This is a genomic window from Burkholderia sp. S171 (assembly GCF_009766085.1).
GTDB lineage: Bacteria > Pseudomonadota > Gammaproteobacteria > Burkholderiales > Burkholderiaceae > Caballeronia.
In genome coordinates, this window is the sequence record NZ_LMUF01000001.1 from 144006 (window position 1) to 161395 (window position 17390).

15 protein-coding genes and 1 pseudogene are annotated in these 17390 nt (G+C 53.3%); 9 read left to right on the forward strand and 7 right to left on the reverse strand.

Annotation, left to right across the window (positions count from 1 at the left end; translation table 11 throughout):
• The first annotated feature begins 921 nt into the window (after window positions 1-921).
• The 7 genes from GSQ93_RS00660 (at window position 922) to GSQ93_RS00690 (ending at window position 6213) form a co-directional block, all read left to right on the forward strand.
• The gene (locus tag GSQ93_RS00660; protein ID WP_158933764.1) at window positions 922-1878 is read left to right on the forward strand and encodes a hypothetical protein; all 957 of its coding nucleotides are present in this window, start codon (window positions 922-924) and stop codon (window positions 1876-1878) included.
• Window positions 1875-2087, forward strand: coding sequence for a hypothetical protein (locus GSQ93_RS00665; RefSeq protein WP_158933765.1), 213 nt, complete (start codon window positions 1875-1877; stop codon window positions 2085-2087). Before GSQ93_RS00660 ends, GSQ93_RS00665 begins: the two co-directional genes overlap by 4 nt.
• A gap of 201 nt (window positions 2088-2288) precedes the next feature.
• Window positions 2289-2909 carry an HK97 family phage prohead protease gene (locus GSQ93_RS00670; RefSeq protein ID WP_158933766.1) on the forward strand — a complete coding sequence of 207 codons (621 nt, stop codon included), beginning with the start codon at window positions 2289-2291 and terminating at the stop codon, window positions 2907-2909.
• Between the two features lie 49 nt (window positions 2910-2958).
• Window positions 2959-3135: a hypothetical protein gene (locus GSQ93_RS00675; RefSeq protein ID WP_158933767.1), complete on the forward strand. Its 177-nt coding sequence runs from the start codon at window positions 2959-2961 to the stop codon at window positions 3133-3135.
• Window positions 3136-3777: 642 nt separating this feature from the next.
• Complete coding sequence (locus tag GSQ93_RS00680; RefSeq protein ID WP_158933768.1) at window positions 3778-4233, forward strand: hypothetical protein; 456 nt, start codon at window positions 3778-3780, stop codon at window positions 4231-4233.
• 788 nt (window positions 4234-5021) lie between these two features.
• Complete coding sequence (locus GSQ93_RS00685) at window positions 5022-5372, forward strand: HNH endonuclease (RefSeq protein ID WP_254073694.1); 351 nt, start codon at window positions 5022-5024, stop codon at window positions 5370-5372.
• 163 nt (window positions 5373-5535) lie between these two features.
• Window positions 5536-6213 carry a hypothetical protein gene (locus GSQ93_RS00690; protein ID WP_158933770.1) on the forward strand — a complete coding sequence of 226 codons (678 nt, stop codon included), beginning with the start codon at window positions 5536-5538 and terminating at the stop codon, window positions 6211-6213.
• A 34-nt stretch (window positions 6214-6247) separates the two neighbouring features.
• Here the strand turns inward: GSQ93_RS00690 and GSQ93_RS00695 are convergent, their stop codons facing one another.
• Together GSQ93_RS00695 and GSQ93_RS00700 are read right to left on the reverse strand one after the other, a co-directional pair.
• Complete coding sequence (locus GSQ93_RS00695) at window positions 6248-7237, reverse strand: DUF4062 domain-containing protein (RefSeq protein WP_158933771.1); 990 nt, start codon at window positions 7235-7237, stop codon at window positions 6248-6250.
• Window positions 7230-7523 carry a hypothetical protein gene (locus GSQ93_RS00700; protein ID WP_158933772.1) on the reverse strand — a complete coding sequence of 98 codons (294 nt, stop codon included), beginning with the start codon at window positions 7521-7523 and terminating at the stop codon, window positions 7230-7232. The genes GSQ93_RS00695 and GSQ93_RS00700 overlap by 8 nt, the downstream gene beginning before the upstream one ends.
• Window positions 7524-7925: 402 nt before the next feature.
• On the opposite strand from GSQ93_RS00700, the gene GSQ93_RS00705 reads away from it, so the two are divergent.
• A complete protein-coding gene (locus tag GSQ93_RS00705) occupies window positions 7926-8738 on the forward strand; it encodes a hypothetical protein (protein ID WP_158933773.1) in 813 nt (270 codons plus the stop codon).
• A 12-nt stretch (window positions 8739-8750) separates the two neighbouring features.
• Entirely contained in the window at window positions 8751-8993 is a 243-nt protein-coding gene (locus GSQ93_RS00710; protein WP_158933774.1) for a hypothetical protein, read from the forward strand.
• Between the two features lie 63 nt (window positions 8994-9056).
• On the opposite strand, the gene GSQ93_RS00715 is transcribed toward GSQ93_RS00710, so the two are convergent.
• From GSQ93_RS00715 to GSQ93_RS00735, 5 genes and pseudogenes are all read right to left on the reverse strand, one after another.
• Complete coding sequence (locus tag GSQ93_RS00715; RefSeq protein WP_158933775.1) at window positions 9057-10568, reverse strand: TIR domain-containing protein; 1512 nt, start codon at window positions 10566-10568, stop codon at window positions 9057-9059.
• A 55-nt stretch (window positions 10569-10623) separates the two neighbouring features.
• Window positions 10624-12123 (reverse strand): site-specific integrase, encoded by a 1500-nt coding sequence (locus GSQ93_RS00720; protein WP_158933776.1) that lies wholly within the window; start codon window positions 12121-12123, stop codon window positions 10624-10626.
• Between the two features lie 101 nt (window positions 12124-12224).
• Window positions 12225-14459: pseudogene (locus GSQ93_RS00725) on the reverse strand (nitrate reductase subunit alpha); the annotation flags it as partial.
• A 28-nt stretch (window positions 14460-14487) separates the two neighbouring features.
• A complete protein-coding gene (locus GSQ93_RS00730) occupies window positions 14488-15885 on the reverse strand; it encodes a NarK family nitrate/nitrite MFS transporter (protein ID WP_158933777.1) in 1398 nt (465 codons plus the stop codon).
• Window positions 15886-15901: 16 nt separating this feature from the next.
• Window positions 15902-17194: a nitrate/nitrite transporter gene (locus GSQ93_RS00735; protein WP_158933778.1), complete on the reverse strand. Its 1293-nt coding sequence runs from the start codon at window positions 17192-17194 to the stop codon at window positions 15902-15904.
• Between the last annotated feature and the right edge of the window lie 196 nt (window positions 17195-17390).

Below are 17390 nucleotides of genomic sequence, written 5' to 3' on the forward strand. Positions count from 1 at the left end.
GCAGGTTTTCAAGTATTTGCACAGGACGGCTCTAACGTAGCGCAGATAGACAGCGTAGCGGGACTTGGCAATATACAACTCCGCCAGAAGATAACGCAGACTATGAGTTTTTCCGGCTTCCTCGTGTATAACATTGCAGGAGGATCGACCTACAGTTCCCAGGGTAACCAAACCACCTTTAGCTTTACTGCCGTTAATCCGCTAGTGGTGTTCGAATGCCCCACTGGATACGCTGCTCCCATGACGTGGACTCCCGGCTCTAACAACTCGTGGACGCTGCTAGTAGTGGGTGACTCCTCTGTGCCCGTGACCATCTATGTATTCGATCAAGTTAGCGCCATAAGCGCACCTAGTAGTTTTGGGCTACAGGTCTTTGATGCGTCAGGTGCACTTATAGCGGACGTAGTTAAACCGTTTGCACGTGTTGCGGGATTCGCACAAGGTAATCCGAAGTACGCATACGGCTCTACGGGATTTACGAGCGATAGTGGTACTTGGTCAGAACCTCAGGGTAGTTCCGCATTCGCAGTATCTCAGCGTGTAGGTTTCGCATGCGTGCAACCTGCATTCGGTACAGGCGGTACTTCGGGCGGTGCTAGTAACGCGGGTGTTGTGTTCTCACTATTCAACACGTCAGGTGGGACCATTACCACACATATTCATATGTTCGGGGATACAAGCAATTTCAATAACTACGTAGGCTACAAAGAGGCCGTTAGCTGGTCCTACATGGCCGTAGATATCTCGTTCCTTTAGTAGGCACTCATAGGCCGTCCGCCTGCTGATCGACTGGACGCGCTGGTACGTAACAAAGATCAAGTAAGCAGCCCATCCGCATAACGCGCGGGCTAGCCGCTAGCTCTACCGCTGATGTGTGGAATTCTCTACGCCAGCAAACAATACTTAAGAGTACTTATAACTATGGCATCAAATATTATCCGTAAAGCAATCGTCAACACACTTTTCAACTGGGCATATGCGGACAGCGTTAAAGTTCCTGTTGAAATGCAGGAATACTCCGCTAAGCGGTTCGGAACATCCGCAGAAGTCACTAAGGCACTTGTTAATCCTATCGTAGCTGCAGGTAGCGGCCTTGTAAATGAAACGCTGATCCGTGACGAGTTCGTGCAGGCTGTGTTCTCGGGTTCGATCCTTGGGAAGTTGCAGGGCCTTATTGAGGTCCCAGCACTTACGCGGGTAGCCGTTGAAAGCTCACCTGTCATCGCGCCATTCGTAGGCGAGTATCTGAGCGCACCGGGATACCAGGGGAATTTCAGTTTCGTTGCTTCCGGTATCCGCAAAGTGGCTATTGTGGGTGTCGTGACAGAGGAGCTTCTCCGCCTTTCTGGAGATGCTGCAGAGGGCGTCATCTCCGGTCAATTGCAACGGGCACTGAGCCGTGGCATCGATAAGGCATTCGTGGGATCACAATCCCGTGATGCGGTCTCGCCAAATGGCCTAGGTGCAGTGGCGGTGCAAGCTGCTTCATTCAATGCCGGCGTGTTGGCATTCACGGGCGACCTGAGTAAGGCAAGCGTTATCGTCAATCCTCTTACGGCTGTCACGCTCCGCAGTCCTACCGAACAGAGCATTACGGCTGCTGGTGGTAACTACGGTGGTCTCCCGGTCATTACCTCGTATGCGGCCCCTGTAGGAAAGCTGATTATCGTGGATGGTTCGCGCGTGTTGGCGTACATCGGCGGCGCTACCGTTGATATGTCGGATCAGGCCGCGATTACGATGGACGATGGCTCAGGTACTGCAACCTCTACTGTGCCTGCATTTATGTTCCAAGAAGGCAAGCGCGCCCTTCTGGCTAAGCAGTACATTGACTTCGAATTTGTTCCTGGCGCAGCAGTGGAAGTTACCTTGTCGTGAGTACCCAACTTACTCAACATGCGGCTTTCGGTATCGCCTATCGCCTTGCGATGACTCCGGATGCGAGGGCTTCTGCCCTCAAAGCTAAGGTCAAAACTACCAAGGGCTTCTCTATCCGTATCGGCCTGCCTAACATCAATCCGTATGTACTAGACATGACCGCAGAGCAGTTCTCCGAATTCAAATCCACCTTTGAGGGTACGCAATGAACGACAATGAATGGGTCTACCCTTGGGACGGCCTGACGCTGGACGAGAGGAACGCAGCGCTTGACGCTAAGACCCTCGCCGCGCCTGGAAATTGTTTCGGAAAGGGTCACTTTTACTTGGTGTTGTTTGGTGATAGGCCCTCGTTCGTTCCTGTCGATTGCTTCGATGGATTCGCTGCTACGCTGCGAGCGGAAGCACCAGATGCATAATCAAACTGGATTTTCCGCAGTCGTCATTAAGGCGATTGACGAGGAGCGCAGGGAGATTACCGGCATTGCGTCTACGCCGCAGCTTGACCGTGTAAATGACATCGTAGAACCGCTAGGGTTGACGTTCGGAAAAGATACGCCCTTGCTGCTGAACCACAACCACGCACATCCCGTAGGTAATGTGCAGTTCGGTACGCCTACTGCGAAGGGTTTGCCGTTCAAAGCTACCATCGCTAAGGTTACCGAACCCGGCGCAGTTAAGGACAGGACCGAGGAATCTTGGCATAGCGTCAAGGCGGGTCTTATCAAGGGTGTCAGTATCGGCTTTCGTCCGCTGGCGTCTGAGCCTCTGGGAAAAGGGAAAGGGACTCGGTACACGAAAGCGGACATCCACGAGCTTTCGCTAGTTGCTATCCCAGCTAATCCCGGCGCGATCATTACGGCGTTTAAGAGCCTTGCACAGCCCTCAGCAGTTCTCACTGTGACTACCAAGGGTCTAGCCCATCAATTCCTCAATGACGCATCCCCTCAGTGCGCGAACGGGCTGCACGCTTTGGCTAAGCATCTGACAGGCCCCCATCGAAAATGGGTTACTGAGTTGTACGCTAGCTGATCGATAACAGGGCGGCGAATTGTCGCCCATCAATAACTAAGGATACCAAATGAATGATGCAGAAGCAGCACAACTAGAATTGACTCGGATTAACATCGCGCGCCTTCATCTGACGCTTGCTGGTGAGGCACTGGCTTTCATCGCACGTCAAGAGTCGCTGCAGACCGAACTAGCACAAGCGCAATTCCTGGCGGTAGCCCTTGAGCTTATGGAGGATGCCGAGTAATGGATTCATATCGTAGTCCTGCTAGTAACGACGAGTACATGTTTCACTTCAGCAAAACAGGATACAAGGGCCTCCGTACTTTGGCATCGCGAAACGGTAACCGTAGTTCTGAATCCATGCTACGGCTAATAGCAGTTACCCTGCTCCGCGATCCTCTCCGCAAGCTTAACGATACCGAGTACAGCGCGCACGACCTATCGATTACGAAGAACATCAACATTACCGCAGGCGTACATAGGGAGCTTGTACGTATTGCCGCAGCTAACGGCGTACCTCGTGAGTGCCTTGGCGAGATGCTGGCGAACTACGCAGTAACCGTATGAGCACCAGCTACGTAAGGGTAGACACCCCTTTCTATATGAGTAGGGCGGCCTATCAGCGCCTAATCACGGATGCGAGGGAGGCAGATATTCCAGTGGAAACTTATTTCCGAGCTAAGGCTACTGAGCTAGTGCAGATTGCATCTCCTCGGTTTACGGTGAGCGGAGACCCATTCCTAGGCGTCGTGTCGGTCTCCCTAGGTGAGTGGATTATGGATGGGCTGGCTGAGCTATGCCGTGACATTGGCGTGCCCTTTGCGACCGCTGGAGAGCTAGTAGCCGCAGCGGATATTGATCGATTTGAAAATCATGAGGATACACAATGAGCCGTATGAGTCTTGTAGCAGCAGCGAAACGCGTAGGAGTACCTACCACTATCTACGCACGGGGTAAGACGTGGGCTAAAAGTAATGAGGGGCTGCGCATCGATTTGTTGGAACGTTGCTACGGTAATGGCCTGGGCGTGCAAACGGCTAAGACCATGACGGAGCTAGATGCAAGGATCGTTCGGGCCGTGGACTGCTGCAAGGGTGAGCACGGATGGTTGTTATCAACGGCCCAGCATGCTTTGATGAACGCCAATAACGACCGATTTGAAGCTAACCGGATTGCTGCACTTAAGCGACCCAGGCCGGAAGAGATTGCACGGCTACGTAAAAGCGCGGTGCAGTGGTATGAAGTGGCGAGAATTGCACAGAATATGCACTCAATCGAAGTCGGTATGCGTGACGGAAAGGAGTCTGATTATAAGGAGTCGCTGATTAATGGCACGGAATAGGAGTGTTGACGATATTAGAAGGTCCGCTGTAGAGATTTTAATTCCAGAGTATATAAGCCTTACTCCTGCTGAGGCTGATTATTGGGATCGAATCATAAAATCGAGGCATGCAGATGATTGGTCTCAATCCGATTTAGAATTAGTCGCGGATTTATGTAAGTCTAGGGCACTAGAGAGACGCGTAAGAGATGAACTAGATCAGGGTGCGTTAATGCTAGCAGGTAAGCCTCACCCGTTACTCGCAGAAGCTGCACGCTGTTCCGGAGTTTGCCTTAAGTTAGTTACTGCATTAAGGCTAAAGTCACCGGCTGAAACCCGTGTCCTTAGAGGTAGGGCTTCAGAAAGGGTGCGGTTTGATAATGAGGACACAGAAGACGACGAGCTTATCCCCAGAATGCACGGCGCGGACCATGATCCGTCAATTCCGCGATTACCCGTGAGATAGTCCAAGATAGGCAAAAATTACAAACAATTAGCTTTCTCAGTGTGATTTTCTGGGCTTTTGTTAAAGCAAGTCTGAACTGTCGGCGCTTTGACCTTCGAAGTAAATATTTATCACTACCCCCCCCTCATTAGGTCGCTGCTATTAGCTATAAGGTTCACTGGCCGATAGAGTTCACAACTTTGGTGCATCAATTGTAGATATTAACAATATCGAGCTTGTTTATTGAATGTTCTACATTGATGTCGCCTGTTCTTAGTTGAGGTAATGTATGAATGACTGTTCTAAACATCCTGAGTATGTATTTAGTATGACTAGTATTAGCTGTCTACAGTGTAGTCCTAATATGCCAATACGTAATAGGCCACTGACTGCTAAACAGAAGATACGTGTAGCTGCTGCAGGTAATGCAGTGCGTATAGATGACGTATCAGGTTATGCATGGTCAAGGATTAGACTACGTATTAGAGAGCGTGATCAATATACATGCCAGTCATGTAATATCGGAGTACAGGCCGGTATTGTTGATCATAAGATTGCATTGATTAATGGTGGTAATAACGCGGATGATAATCTACAGTTACTTTGTGAAGTCTGCCATACGGATAAGACTAACCGTGATCTAGGTTACAAGGTTAAGACACGAACTAATGAATCTGGACTACCTACTAATCCAGACCATCATTGGAATAAGTAGATGCACACGGACCATAGGAAAGGTGGCTAGGGGGTTGGTGATAACTTGGTACATGAGGTACTTTTTCAGTCTGTGAGGCCCATTCTACCGTGGATTGGTATCAAGGGGGTGGGGGCACAAAAAACTGGTACATGGTGGAACCTATGATTTTGGAGGTACGAATTTGGACACTGGTGAGGCAATGGTTCACGCTGCAGTAAAGATGAACATGCGGACCAAAGGTAACGAGCAGGAGATTTCAGCAGCACAGTACGGCGTTGATATTGACGTTATCAGTAGTGTGTACATCAATGACGGGGCTAAAAATTGGCCTACCGTTCTCGCAACTAACCTTTGCAATAATCCCAAACTAGCGTTAGGAACGAGAGATGAATTAGCGCTTATGCTTACTTCTGCGTGCGGCATGCCTATGACAACGCCATTTATGGCTACCAGACTTAGCCGTATATTAAGTGTTAGGGCGAAATCATTGGTAGACCCCATATTGGCCGGTCGTGGCTATGGAGTGGATTTAGCTGTAACTGGCGTAGGTATTAGAGATGCTGTGCGTGCTGGAGTTAACGCTTCTAATGTAAGAGAGGCCATGCTAAAGACCACGTTTCATCCTGATGGAATAGAGCTAGGAGATAGGTGGTACTCATATGAGCGGATTGCTAGCTACGAGACTGAAATGCCCTGGTATTGTTTTGGACTGAGATTCGCAGGGAATCTTATACCGTTGAAAACCGTTCTAGCTATCCGAGGATTTGGAATTAGCGAATTTTTAAATCTTGACGCAGCAGCCATGCAATTAGCTAACACTGACCAGATGAAAATAAGAGCGCGACTGCTCGCGTCTTAGGGCTGGATTGGGCCACTGCGTAGCGGGTTCCTCGTCAGAACGGAATATCATCGTCCATATCTTCAAATCCAGTCTTAGCTGGAGTAGGCTCTGGAGCGCTTTTAACAAACCTTATCCAATCGTCGCTCCATCCTGTCTGTGAATAGCTGATAAGCTCGCCTTTATCGTTAAAGAACTGCTTTTTAAACTCAATCCATCCCAGCTTCTCCTTGTACCATTCCTCCACACTTCCCTCAGCGTGCATTCCTTCTTCACCTATCGTAAATCCACGTACGTTCAGCCATTTCGTCATTTCATCGTGGTTAGTAAAGAACACGCGGTATGACGTGCCTGTAAGCCTCGCAAGACATGCGAAGATGGGGTTATTCATCGATATAATTGATTGCAGCGCCTCGGCATGGTCTTGATTTGATACCGACAAAAAATTCACCATCTCCTGTAGAGTCGCGGCAACTCCTTTCATATCTTCTATTAATGATATTTCTGACGCTCTTTTTTGCTGCCCTAGATAACGTTGAAACAATCCGGCCCACTGCTCTTGTAAAAATGCGGTCACGTCTGCAATGGTCTTAAAGCCAGTAATAGCGTTATTTTGCGGCAGCGAGTATAGACGATCCAGGAAGCTGTAAATTCTGGGATCATCTGCATACCTGAACCGCATGCCTGTAGTTTCTTTATTTAATTTCCAAGTATTGTATTCAGTGAGCGTATTTTGCTCCACGAATACGTAAACTTGAATGCCTTTTTCGAGCGCACGCGTGATTTCGGTTTGAGTTATTGAGCTACCTTCTTCATCCTTAGATTCAGAACCGAATTTGCCACCGATAATCGTAACGAGCATATCGCATAATTCTACTTCCCTATAAGCGGAGGCTTCCAATTTGGTGTCTTTCGAGTACGGAATGGCACCGGCCTCGTGCCTTACGCAATCGTAACCAAGCGACCGAACAAAACGCTCTATATCTTCTCTTGATTGGTAAAGGTCGTAGTAGGTGGAGCTTAGAAAAACGCGCGGTCTAGCCATTTTTAGTTGGTCTCTTTTTGTTCGATCCTCGCAATATAAGCTGAGGCGACCGCAAAGGCAACGGCAGTCCGCAGCCCCACACATTTGTGCTCAGGATGCGCTCAAGCTGTCCGTTAAACGCAATCATATCTGCTGTATAGCTTTCAATCTCCGCCAGCAGGTTAGCTAGCTCCTGCTGCTCAGTGGTCGTGTCCTTATACCCGGCCTTAAGCTGCGTAAGCTCGAAACGGAGCGCGCTGAGCTTACGATTGTGAGCCGCTATCTGCGCTATAAGTTCATGCTCCATACCCTGTCCTTAAGATGTGTGGTTCGGCAGAAGTATGCAGTGGTTTGCCGTCGCCAGCAGCTATTACTTTCTCACAGTAACAAGTTCGAAACTATCTGCAGGAACGTTGTGGAATATGACATCCCGCACAGGTTGCGTGTTGGGGTCGTGTTGTAAACCGTCCACATCGCGCACGCTACTCGCACAGTGGTTGTGTGACACCCGCAAACCACATATTTCCCTTATCGGTAAACAGGTTACGGCTAACTCCTTACGTCTAATATCGCTACTTATTGTGCTGGTTAAACGTAGCCGCTAAAAATAACCTGCCTTAATCGCTTGTATACGGGGTAACTCCAGACTAATCTTCGTCTGCGGGATAGACCATATGTACACCTAAACATAACGAAACTGAGAATAACAATGAAAAAGCTGCTCGTAGCATCCGCTGTAGCCGCGCTGTTCCTGTCTGCATGCGGTGGTGGAGGTAGCTCCTCGTCCGCTGCTGCGCCTGCGCCAGTTCTTAAGCTGTCGTATTCAGGTAGCCCACTCCAGGCCACTGCACCGGCTGTAGCTCACGCCGCAGTTATCCATGCTGCTTCCGATACTCCCGCGTCTGATCCGAACGCCACCGCTACGGTTACTGATTTGACGGCCGCACTCGCTGCCACTGGCGTAACGGCTAATGTCACCGTGCAGACGATGGACGGGACCGCGCTCCACGCGCTGATTATGGCAACGGATAACGGGGCATCTCCTCCGCAGTCCGCATATGGTACGGTCGATCCGACTAATTGGAATATCGTTAATTTCACGTTTCCGGATATGGTCACTACGATGGACGTGTTGTCGCAGCAAGAGGAGTCGGTACAGTTCGTACAGGACCTGACAGTATTTACGCAACGCGGTTATGTGGCAGGTATGGAGACCTTCGTAGTTATGCCGATCCCCACGTGTAACGCGTCCAGCACTATGACGGCTGCTGGTGGACTGGCGTTAGCTATTGGCGGTTCACGGTCCCTTAACTTCCCAGTAGGTAACATTACTCCGGCTGAAGCAGCGGGGCACATGGGCACCGATTGCCTGACTCCCGATACGTACATTACTAATCTGCGGACGCAGCGCGTAGCTTCCGACATTACAACACTGTGGAACCTGCGGATTAATCCGACACCGCCCACATCTACGCCGATGTGTAGCGCAACGGTTACGACCAACTGCCAGATTCAACAATAACCAGGAGCTAGCATGGCACGTTACGGAATCATCGTTACGGAGAAGGTAGAGCCTGAGGACCACTATATCCACTGGCTGCTAAGGGGAACCGTAGTCCGGCTTTTCGGAGAAGGCGAAGTAGAGTGTGTGGCTCCCTGTTACGGCGTACCTTTTGCGCAGTTCCAGTTCCGCAAGCACCGCCAGTTCCTTAATGACGAGGATGTAATCGAGATTGCTGCGGATCAGCTTGAGGCGTTGCGTGCTATAGCGGATTAGCCAGGAAGCTTCACATCAAGCCGCTAGTGCATGCTCATTATTGCACGTACTGGACCGGGCGAATTATGCTGCCGGTCCCGTAAGAAGGGTGGAGAGGAGCATGCTAGCAGGGGTCGATGGCGGAGGGGGTTCTCCGAATCTGCGCAGTAGTAGTTTTCCTTCTTTGCAGACTTCGGTTAGTTTTTTCCGCTCGTCCTCCTTATCTGTAAGAGCCTTGGCTAGCTTCTGTAGTGAGTACTGCGATTCTCCATCTAATTCGATCGCTCGTTTTAGTGGCGTTAGTGCCTCGGACGGTAAGCCCCGATTCACCAGCAGGTTACCGATGTTGCCTTGTATCCACTCAGCGGTACCCTCGAAAATCTTATCGGCTTTGCGGTAAGCGTGAATAGCTTGATCGTTTAAATCTAAAGCTAAACATGCGTTAGCAAGATAGCCCCAATAGTCTCCATTTTGGGGAAAATCGTCTAACAGTCGATCTAGAAGGTAAGCCGCAATTTTCTGATGCCCCAAATCTGCAGCTAGGCGTGCAGACTTATAGCGTAGTGACTCGCTGTTAGGTGATCTGACCAAAGCAGCGCGGCACACTTCAAAAGCTTTTGATGCGTCGTTATTTGTCGCATGCATATCCGCGAGGTGTGTTGCTAGGTCCGCATTAGTCAGGTATACGTGCTCTGGAATAGAAGCAACGGCGGACGCAAAATCACCTGCCGCAACGTAGCTCTCGGCTAGAGCGATCATAATCGTAGGATCGTTCTGTATCGCAGGGTCCAAGCCTTTTAAGAAATCGAGAGCGTCATCTACGTACTGCTCCCACCGCATGAATAACGCGACAAGCTGATGAATATCAGAATTTAATGGGTTATCTCTTGAGTAATCTCGCAGCGGCTGAAAGCCAGCCGATTGATCGATTTTGTAATCAACGTACAACGCCCACGCCCGGTAATTTTCTTTAGCGCTGGCGTCTGCCGTCTCTATATCTTTAAGTAAAGCAAGTTTCGCTTTTCCGTACTCCTTTTCAAAAAACGGCTTTAGCCAATCACCCCGACTTTTAGTCGCCTCGGTTTCGTCTGGCTTTCCGACCTCAATCCGAACTTCAATCGGGCCAAGCTTTTTGACTTGGTTGCGGATTTGGTTGCACGTGGGACCCGTTGCGGCCTCTAGATTACTGTCCCCGCGTTTAGAGTCGTAGCCCCCAAAACTAACGCCTATCAGGTCAGTTGGTAGATGCAGTTCCTCTTGCCCGGCGATCTTGTCAGGCGAAATAAAATATACCCTGTCGCGTCCCAGTTTTCCGGTGAAAAGCCCCATTTCGAATAATACATTGTCCCTTACGACTCGATTCGTTTCCCCACGCAGCGTAACAATATCATCAGGGCTAAACACGAATATAGCAAAATCATTTGTATTGACCGCCGTTATTAGAGACTCCATAGGAGTACGCGATAGATCGAATACGCCCTGACTCCAAATTGTAGCTTCAACATCATGCGTAAGATTTTGCTGGATAGCGTACGCAACTGAAAGACCCTCAACAGACGACCCGATAAAAACTCTTGGCTTTGGTTTTGTGCTCATTGTATTCTCGTTAGGGAGTGCGGAATAATCGCCGGGACTGACAAAGGTCGCAATATCAAGGCGCAGGCAATTTTACCCCCGTTACCTTGTATTTAGCCATAGCCTCCACAAGCGGCCTAAGTGGGTGAAACTGCCCTCCGTAGTCTCCGGCTGAGTCTCCCTCACTGTGCCCTTGTATAGCATCCCGTACCCCCTTATCGATACCGTACTCCCGACAGATATCCTTAAACAGATGCCTGAAAGAATGGAATGACTTACGACTATCGATGTCGGGACAGTTCGCCCGTAGATACTTTGGAAACCAGCTTGAGAACTTGGACGTTTCCCGTCCGTATTTATCGGGTGTCATTGCGGGGAACAGTCGCGCTCCTTTTTGGCTGGCTACGTACTTCAGGAACCCTAGGTCTAACAAAGCTTTGTGCACAGGTATGCGTCTATGAGATGCAGCGTTCTTTATACCTTGGCCTGCGCCCTCGTCAGTAACGTAGATCACTGGTACGGTTTTCTCGATGCCCTTACCATCGCGGTACGTCTCCTCGCGGATATCTTTCGGGGATAGCTGGCCTAGCTCCTCTAGCCGTGCGCCTGTGAATAAGCCAAGCAACGGAAGCCAGTAAGCGGCCTCGCCACAGCCAGAGACAGGACGTAGCCCTTTGGAATACACAGGGCTAGCGAATATCAAATTTAAATCTGCGTGACTAAACGGAGGCTTTGCCGTTCCCCGTGTGCTCTTGCCCTCAGTGCGTATTCCTTGAGTCGGATTGCCGATACTGGGATCAACCCCGAACAGTGTCCTAAGGAGAGCTATCTGTTTTCTAACGGTAGCTGGAGCTAATCCCATATCGGTGAGGGACTGCTGAAAATCAATCACATGCTGTCGGGTGTAGGACCGTGCCGGATGCTTACCGGCTACCTCATGGAACCGAGAGATAACCATGTGCATCGTAGCCACGGTAGACGAATCAGGCTGTCTAACTTTCTGCCATACAGGAAGTAACCCTATAAGCCCCGTGCTAGGCTTGGTGGGCGATTCGGCTACATGGGTAGCGGGTACAGGTCCTGGAGACGGCTGGATGGGCTGAGGCGGTGCGAGGGATACCCTTTGTTCCTCCAAGACTGCACGTATAGCGTCTTTCATCTCCTCCTTGCGCATGCGCTGCTTATCCAGCATGCGCGACTGCTTTGCATCCTCAGCTAGCAGCCTCGCCACTACAGGATCACGTGCCGCCTCGTCTCGTACAGCAGCTTCCCATGCATCCACGGCCTGCCTGTTCTCCGGTGTTGATCGGTCAAGCTGTACTAGGTGCGGGTTCCACGTCTCAGCAGTGGTGAGCGGATCAACCTCCGTAACGGGATTCGCAAGCTCCGCGCGCAGTCGTGCGAGCAGGTTATTGAACTCCACATCCACATGAGGGCGCAGCAGCCGGGCTTCCTTGTAATCGGATGTCCCTAAAGCCTTCTGGAATTCCTTTGTTCCACCGTATGCCGCTACGAGGTCCGCAGGTATGCGCCGCCTGTAATGGTAGGTCCCGCCCCGCCGTATAACGTACTCCACGATTTATCCTCTGTGTGACAACCACGCGGAACAATTTCTTCCGGAATCCCTTGCAGGGCATGGAATCTAGTGTACACTTCAGTTGTCGTGTGGGCAACCAAGAAGAGGGCGTTCTGCGTGCCGAGCAAATACTTCAGGAAGTACTCGTGACCCTTGCCCGAACTACCCAGGATGTTCGAACGCCACACGAACATGTTGCGCGGGAAGTTGACGGGGTTATCCGGGTCATCGCAGGAGAATTGCAACGCGCCCGACTTCAACCGGCCCACCACGTAGTCAATCGGTTTCATGCCGGCACGCGCCGCTTCGTCGGTGAGATCGAGAGGATTCGCGCCGAGTTGCGGGGCGCTCGGCAACCAGCCCATGCGCTCGGACTTCGCGTTCAGGTCGAGCATCGCGAGGTTTGAGTAATTCGCCTTGTTTGCGGTCGGTGCAAGCACTTCGTCCAGCGCGAGCTTTTCGTGACGCCACTGGCTCGTGTGGTTATAGAAGAACGACGTGCCGTTCATCTGGCGCGGTGGCTTCGACCAGTCGAGCGCGAACGCAAGCGGCGCCCAACCGAATTGCGGGCGAAGCTTTTCCTGACCGACGTAATGCGCCCAGCCGCCGCCGCTTTTACCCACACAACCGCACATCATCAGCAAGTTGATAATGCCGCGATAAATCATGTCGTTGTGGTACCAGTGATTGAGCGCGGCGCCCACGATCACCATGCTCTTGCCCTGGGTCTGATGGGCGTTGGTAGCGAACTCGCGCGCCACTTGAATCACTAGATTGCGCGGGACCGTGGTGTGCTTTTCCTGCCACGCGGGCGTGTAGGGGACATCGTCGTCGTAGCTTTGTGCGACGTTCGGCCCACCCAGTCCCTGATCCACACCGTAGTTCGCCAGTTGCAGATCGAACACGGTTGCAACAAGCGCGCTCGTGCCGTCCGCGAGCGTGACGCGGCGTGCGGGAACGTGACGTTCAAGCAAGGCGTTGTGTTCGCTGCCGAAGTAAGGGAAGCCGACGGCGACGACTTCATCGTGCGCGTCGGCATCGATCAAGGAGACGCGCGGGTCGATCGCCCGTCCGCTGCCGCCGTCCTTCATCTCGAGATTCCAGCGGCCGACCTTCTGGCCGTCGTTGTGCGCAGCTTCGTTCCAGCGAAACCCGATAGTGCCGTTCGGCGCGACAATCTCGCCGCTTTCGGCGTCGATCACCAGCGTCTTCCATTGCGCGTTGTTGGCTTCGTTGAGGTTATCGGCGAGATGCGAGGCGCGCAGGAAGTGATCGGGGACGAGCATGCCGTCGTTGTCGCGCAAGAGCACGAGCATCGGCATGTCGGTGTATTGCTTGATGTAGTCGCGGAAGTACGCCGACTTGCCCGACGCGTTGGCCGCGTGGAACTCCTTCAACACGACGTGGCCCATCGCCATGGCGAGCGCGGCATCGGTACCTTGCTTCGGCGCGAGCCAGATGTCGCCAAACTTGACCATCTCGCCAAAATCCGACGAGACCGCGACGGTCTTCGTGCCCTTGTAGCGCACCTCGGTATAGAAGTGCGCATCGGGCGTGCGGGTCTGAGGGATGTTCGATCCCCACACCATCAGATAGGTGGAGTTGTACCAGTCCGCGGATTCCGGCACGTCCGTCTGCTCGCCCCAGACTTGCGGCGAAGCGGGCGGCAGATCGCAATACCAGTCGTAGAACGACAGGCATACGCCACCGATCAGGCTCAGGTAACGCGAACCCGCAGCGTAGGACACCATCGACATGGCGGGAATGGGCGAGAAGCCAATCACGCGATCCGGTCCAAACTTGCCGATGGTGAACGCGTTCGCTGCAGCGATCATTTCATTTGCGGTGTCCCAGTCGGCGCGAACAAAACCGCCGAGACCACGTACGCTCTTGTAGCGGTTTGACTTGACCGGGTCCTGACTGATCGACTCCCACGCCGCGACCGGATCGAGCGACTTACGCGCTTCGCGCCACATCTCCATCAGGCGGCCGCGAATCATCGGATACTTCACCCGCGTCGCCGAATACACGTACCAGCTATACGACGCCCCACGCGGACAGCCTCGCGGTTCGTGGTTCGGCAAATCGGCGCGCGTGCGCGGATAGTCGGTCTGCTGCGTCTCCCAGACAATCAGCCCGCTCTTCACATAGACTTTCCAAGAACACGAACCCGTGCAGTTCACGCCATGCGTGGAGCGCACGATCTTGTCGTGTTGCCAGCGGTTTCTATAACCCTCTTCCCATTTGCGGTCTTCGTTGACTACCGCACCGTGTCCGTTCGAAAACGTCGATTGCGTGCGCTTGACGAACTTCAGGCGATCCAGAAAATGACTCATTGTTGTGTCCTGTGTCGAAGGGAGCGCGTCAGCAAGGCATGCTCGAGTTGCGGCGTGCGTAGCAGAACCACGTGATGGCGACGCACGTCACGTAGAAGGCGATGAAGACATACAAAGCGGGGATAGCGGAGCCGGTCATGTCGAGGGCGGTGCCGAAGGTCTTCGGGATGAAGAAGCCGCCATACGCGCCGATAGCAGCGGAGAACCCGAGCACGGCTGCGGATTCCTTGCCGGCGTTGTGTAGAGCTTGCCGTTGGGCCGCGGCATCGAGACCCTTGGCACGGCGCTGGTGCTCGGTCATGAAGATCACCGGGATCATGCGGAAGGTCGAACCGTTGCCAATGCCGGTCAGCATGAATAGCACGATGAACATGGCGAGGAAGCCCATGAAGTTGCCCGCATAGTTGCCTGATGCGCCCGTGGCAGGCATGAACGAGATGACACCGAACACGGCCGCGATCATGCCGAGAAATGTCCAGAGCGTGACGCGTGCGCCGCCGAGATGGTCAGAGATCCAGCCACCGACCGGACGCGCCAACGCGCCTGCGAGCGGGCCGAGAAACGCGTAGGCGGTGGGGTTGATCGAGGGGAACTGGCTCTTGGTCAGCAGCGCGAAGCCCGCGGAGAAACCGATGAACGAACCGAATGTGCCGATATAAAGCCAGCACATCAGCCAGTTGTGCTTGCGCGTGAAGATCACGGCTTGCTCGGCGAACGAGGCCTTGGCATCGGCGATGTCATTCATCCCGAACCATGCCGCGACCGATGCCATCACAATAAACGGCACCCAGATAAAGCCTGCATTCTGCAGCCAGATACCGCGTTCGACGCCGTTTGCGACGAAGCTCTGGCCATCGCCTGCGAACGAAGCGAACGCGGCCGTGGCGATCACGAGCGGCGTGACGAACTGCACCAGCGACACACCCAGATTACCGATGCCGGCGTTCAATCCTGTCGCCAGTCCTTTGCGCGCCTTGGGAAAGAAGAAGCTGATATTTGACATCGATGAACTGAAGTTCGCGCCACCAAAGCCGCACAGCAAAGCGAGCACGAGCAGGGTGGAATAGCTGGTTGATGGATCGCGCAGCGCGAAGCCCATGCCGAGCGCCGGAATTAACAGCGTGGCCGTGGAGAATGCAGTAAAGCGCCGGCCACCAAAGATCGGTACGAGAAACGAATAGAAGATCCGCAACGTCGCACCGGACAGGGCGGGCAGTGCCGTTAGCCAGAACAACTCGTTCTTCGTGAAGCGGAAACCGCCTTTGTCCAGGTTAACGACAACGACGCTCCATAACGACCATACCGCGAAGGCGAGCATCAGCGCCGGGATCGAGATCCACAGGTTGCGATTGGCAATGGCGGAGCCGCGTGTTTTCCAGAATGCCGGATCTTCCGGCTCCCAGTTTTTGAGGAGATAGTCGGACATGTTTTTATAGGTTGGGTTAGACGGATGCGCGCGCCGGGACAGCATTGCCATGCGAGCGGAAAGAGAAGGTCATCCAGATGAGGCTGACGGCAGTGGCGCCGAAAAGCAGCATGAAACAGGTGCTGCTCACGCCCGTCACATCGGCGAGGAGCCCGAAAAGAATGGGCAGTGCAAACCCGGCCAAGCCACCAGCGAGACCGACCACGCCGGATACCGCGCCGATGTTGCCGGTATATTCATCGGAGACGAACTTGAAGACGGACGCCTTGCCGATTGCCATTGCAATCCCTAGGGTGAACATCAGGATCGTGAACACGGTGGGCGAGAGCGCGATGTTGAAGCTGATCGGACCGTAGCTCGACTTCACGATGAAACCGGTGTCGGGGTAGCTTAGAAAGAAGAAGCACGTAAGCACGGTCCACATCACGACCCACGTTGTTTTCTTGGCGCCGAAGCGATCGGACAGCCATCCACCCACTGCCCGCAGGACACCGCCCGGCAGCGAGAAGCATGCGGCCAGCAAAGCGGCTTGTTCAATATGGAATCCGTAATGATTGACGTAGTAATGCGGCATCCACAGCGCCAGCCCGACATAACCGCCGAACACGACCGAGTAATACTGCGAATAGCGCCACGCACGACGGTCTTTCATCACGCTCAACTGGCTGGCGAAGCTCGGCGGATTGGCAACGCGATGGCTGGGATTCGTCGCCGATGTCATCCAGAAGAGAATGGCGGTAACAAGCATGGCAATGGCATAGACTTTCGGCACGATCATCCAGGTACCGGCCGTCACGATCAGGATAGGCGCCACGAACTTGGTCAGTGCCGAACCGGCATTTCCTGCACCGAAGATGCCCATTGCGAGCCCTTGACGGTCCTTCGGAAACCAGCGCGCCACATAGGGCGTACCGACCGAGAAGCTTGCGCCGGCGAGACCGACCAGCAGCCCGAGCGCGATGAATTGCCAGAACTGCGTGGCGTAGGTGAGCATCCAGATGGGGATGACGGTGGCGAGCATCGTCAGGAAAAAGACGATGCGGCCCCCGAAACGGTCGGTGCAAATGCCGAGCGGGACACGGGCGAGTGAGCCTGACAAGACCGGGGTGGCGGCGATCAGGCCGAATTCGGTGTCGGAGAGACCCAGTTGGGTCTTCAGCGGAATGCCCAGAATCGCGAACATCATCCAGATCGCGAAACAAATGGTGAAAGCGAAGGTGCTCGACCACAGCACGCGCCAGGCGCGCGGATCGGCGGTCGAGGCGTCGTGGACGGCCTGGCGGGTTTGGGATTTGCGTGCGGCAGTCATGGCGCTTGCCTGTCGATTGAGTTTGCGTTTAGTGGGGAATCGACTGCAAGATTAGGGACTACGCGCGATGCCGCCCATTCGCCGTTGGGAGGGCGCGACTCCATGCCGCTCCTCCGGCGGGACTACGCCAAAAGGTGTAAAACTTGGGGGTGGCGCGCCCGGCAGGAAGCGTTCCCGCCACTGCAATGCAATGCAG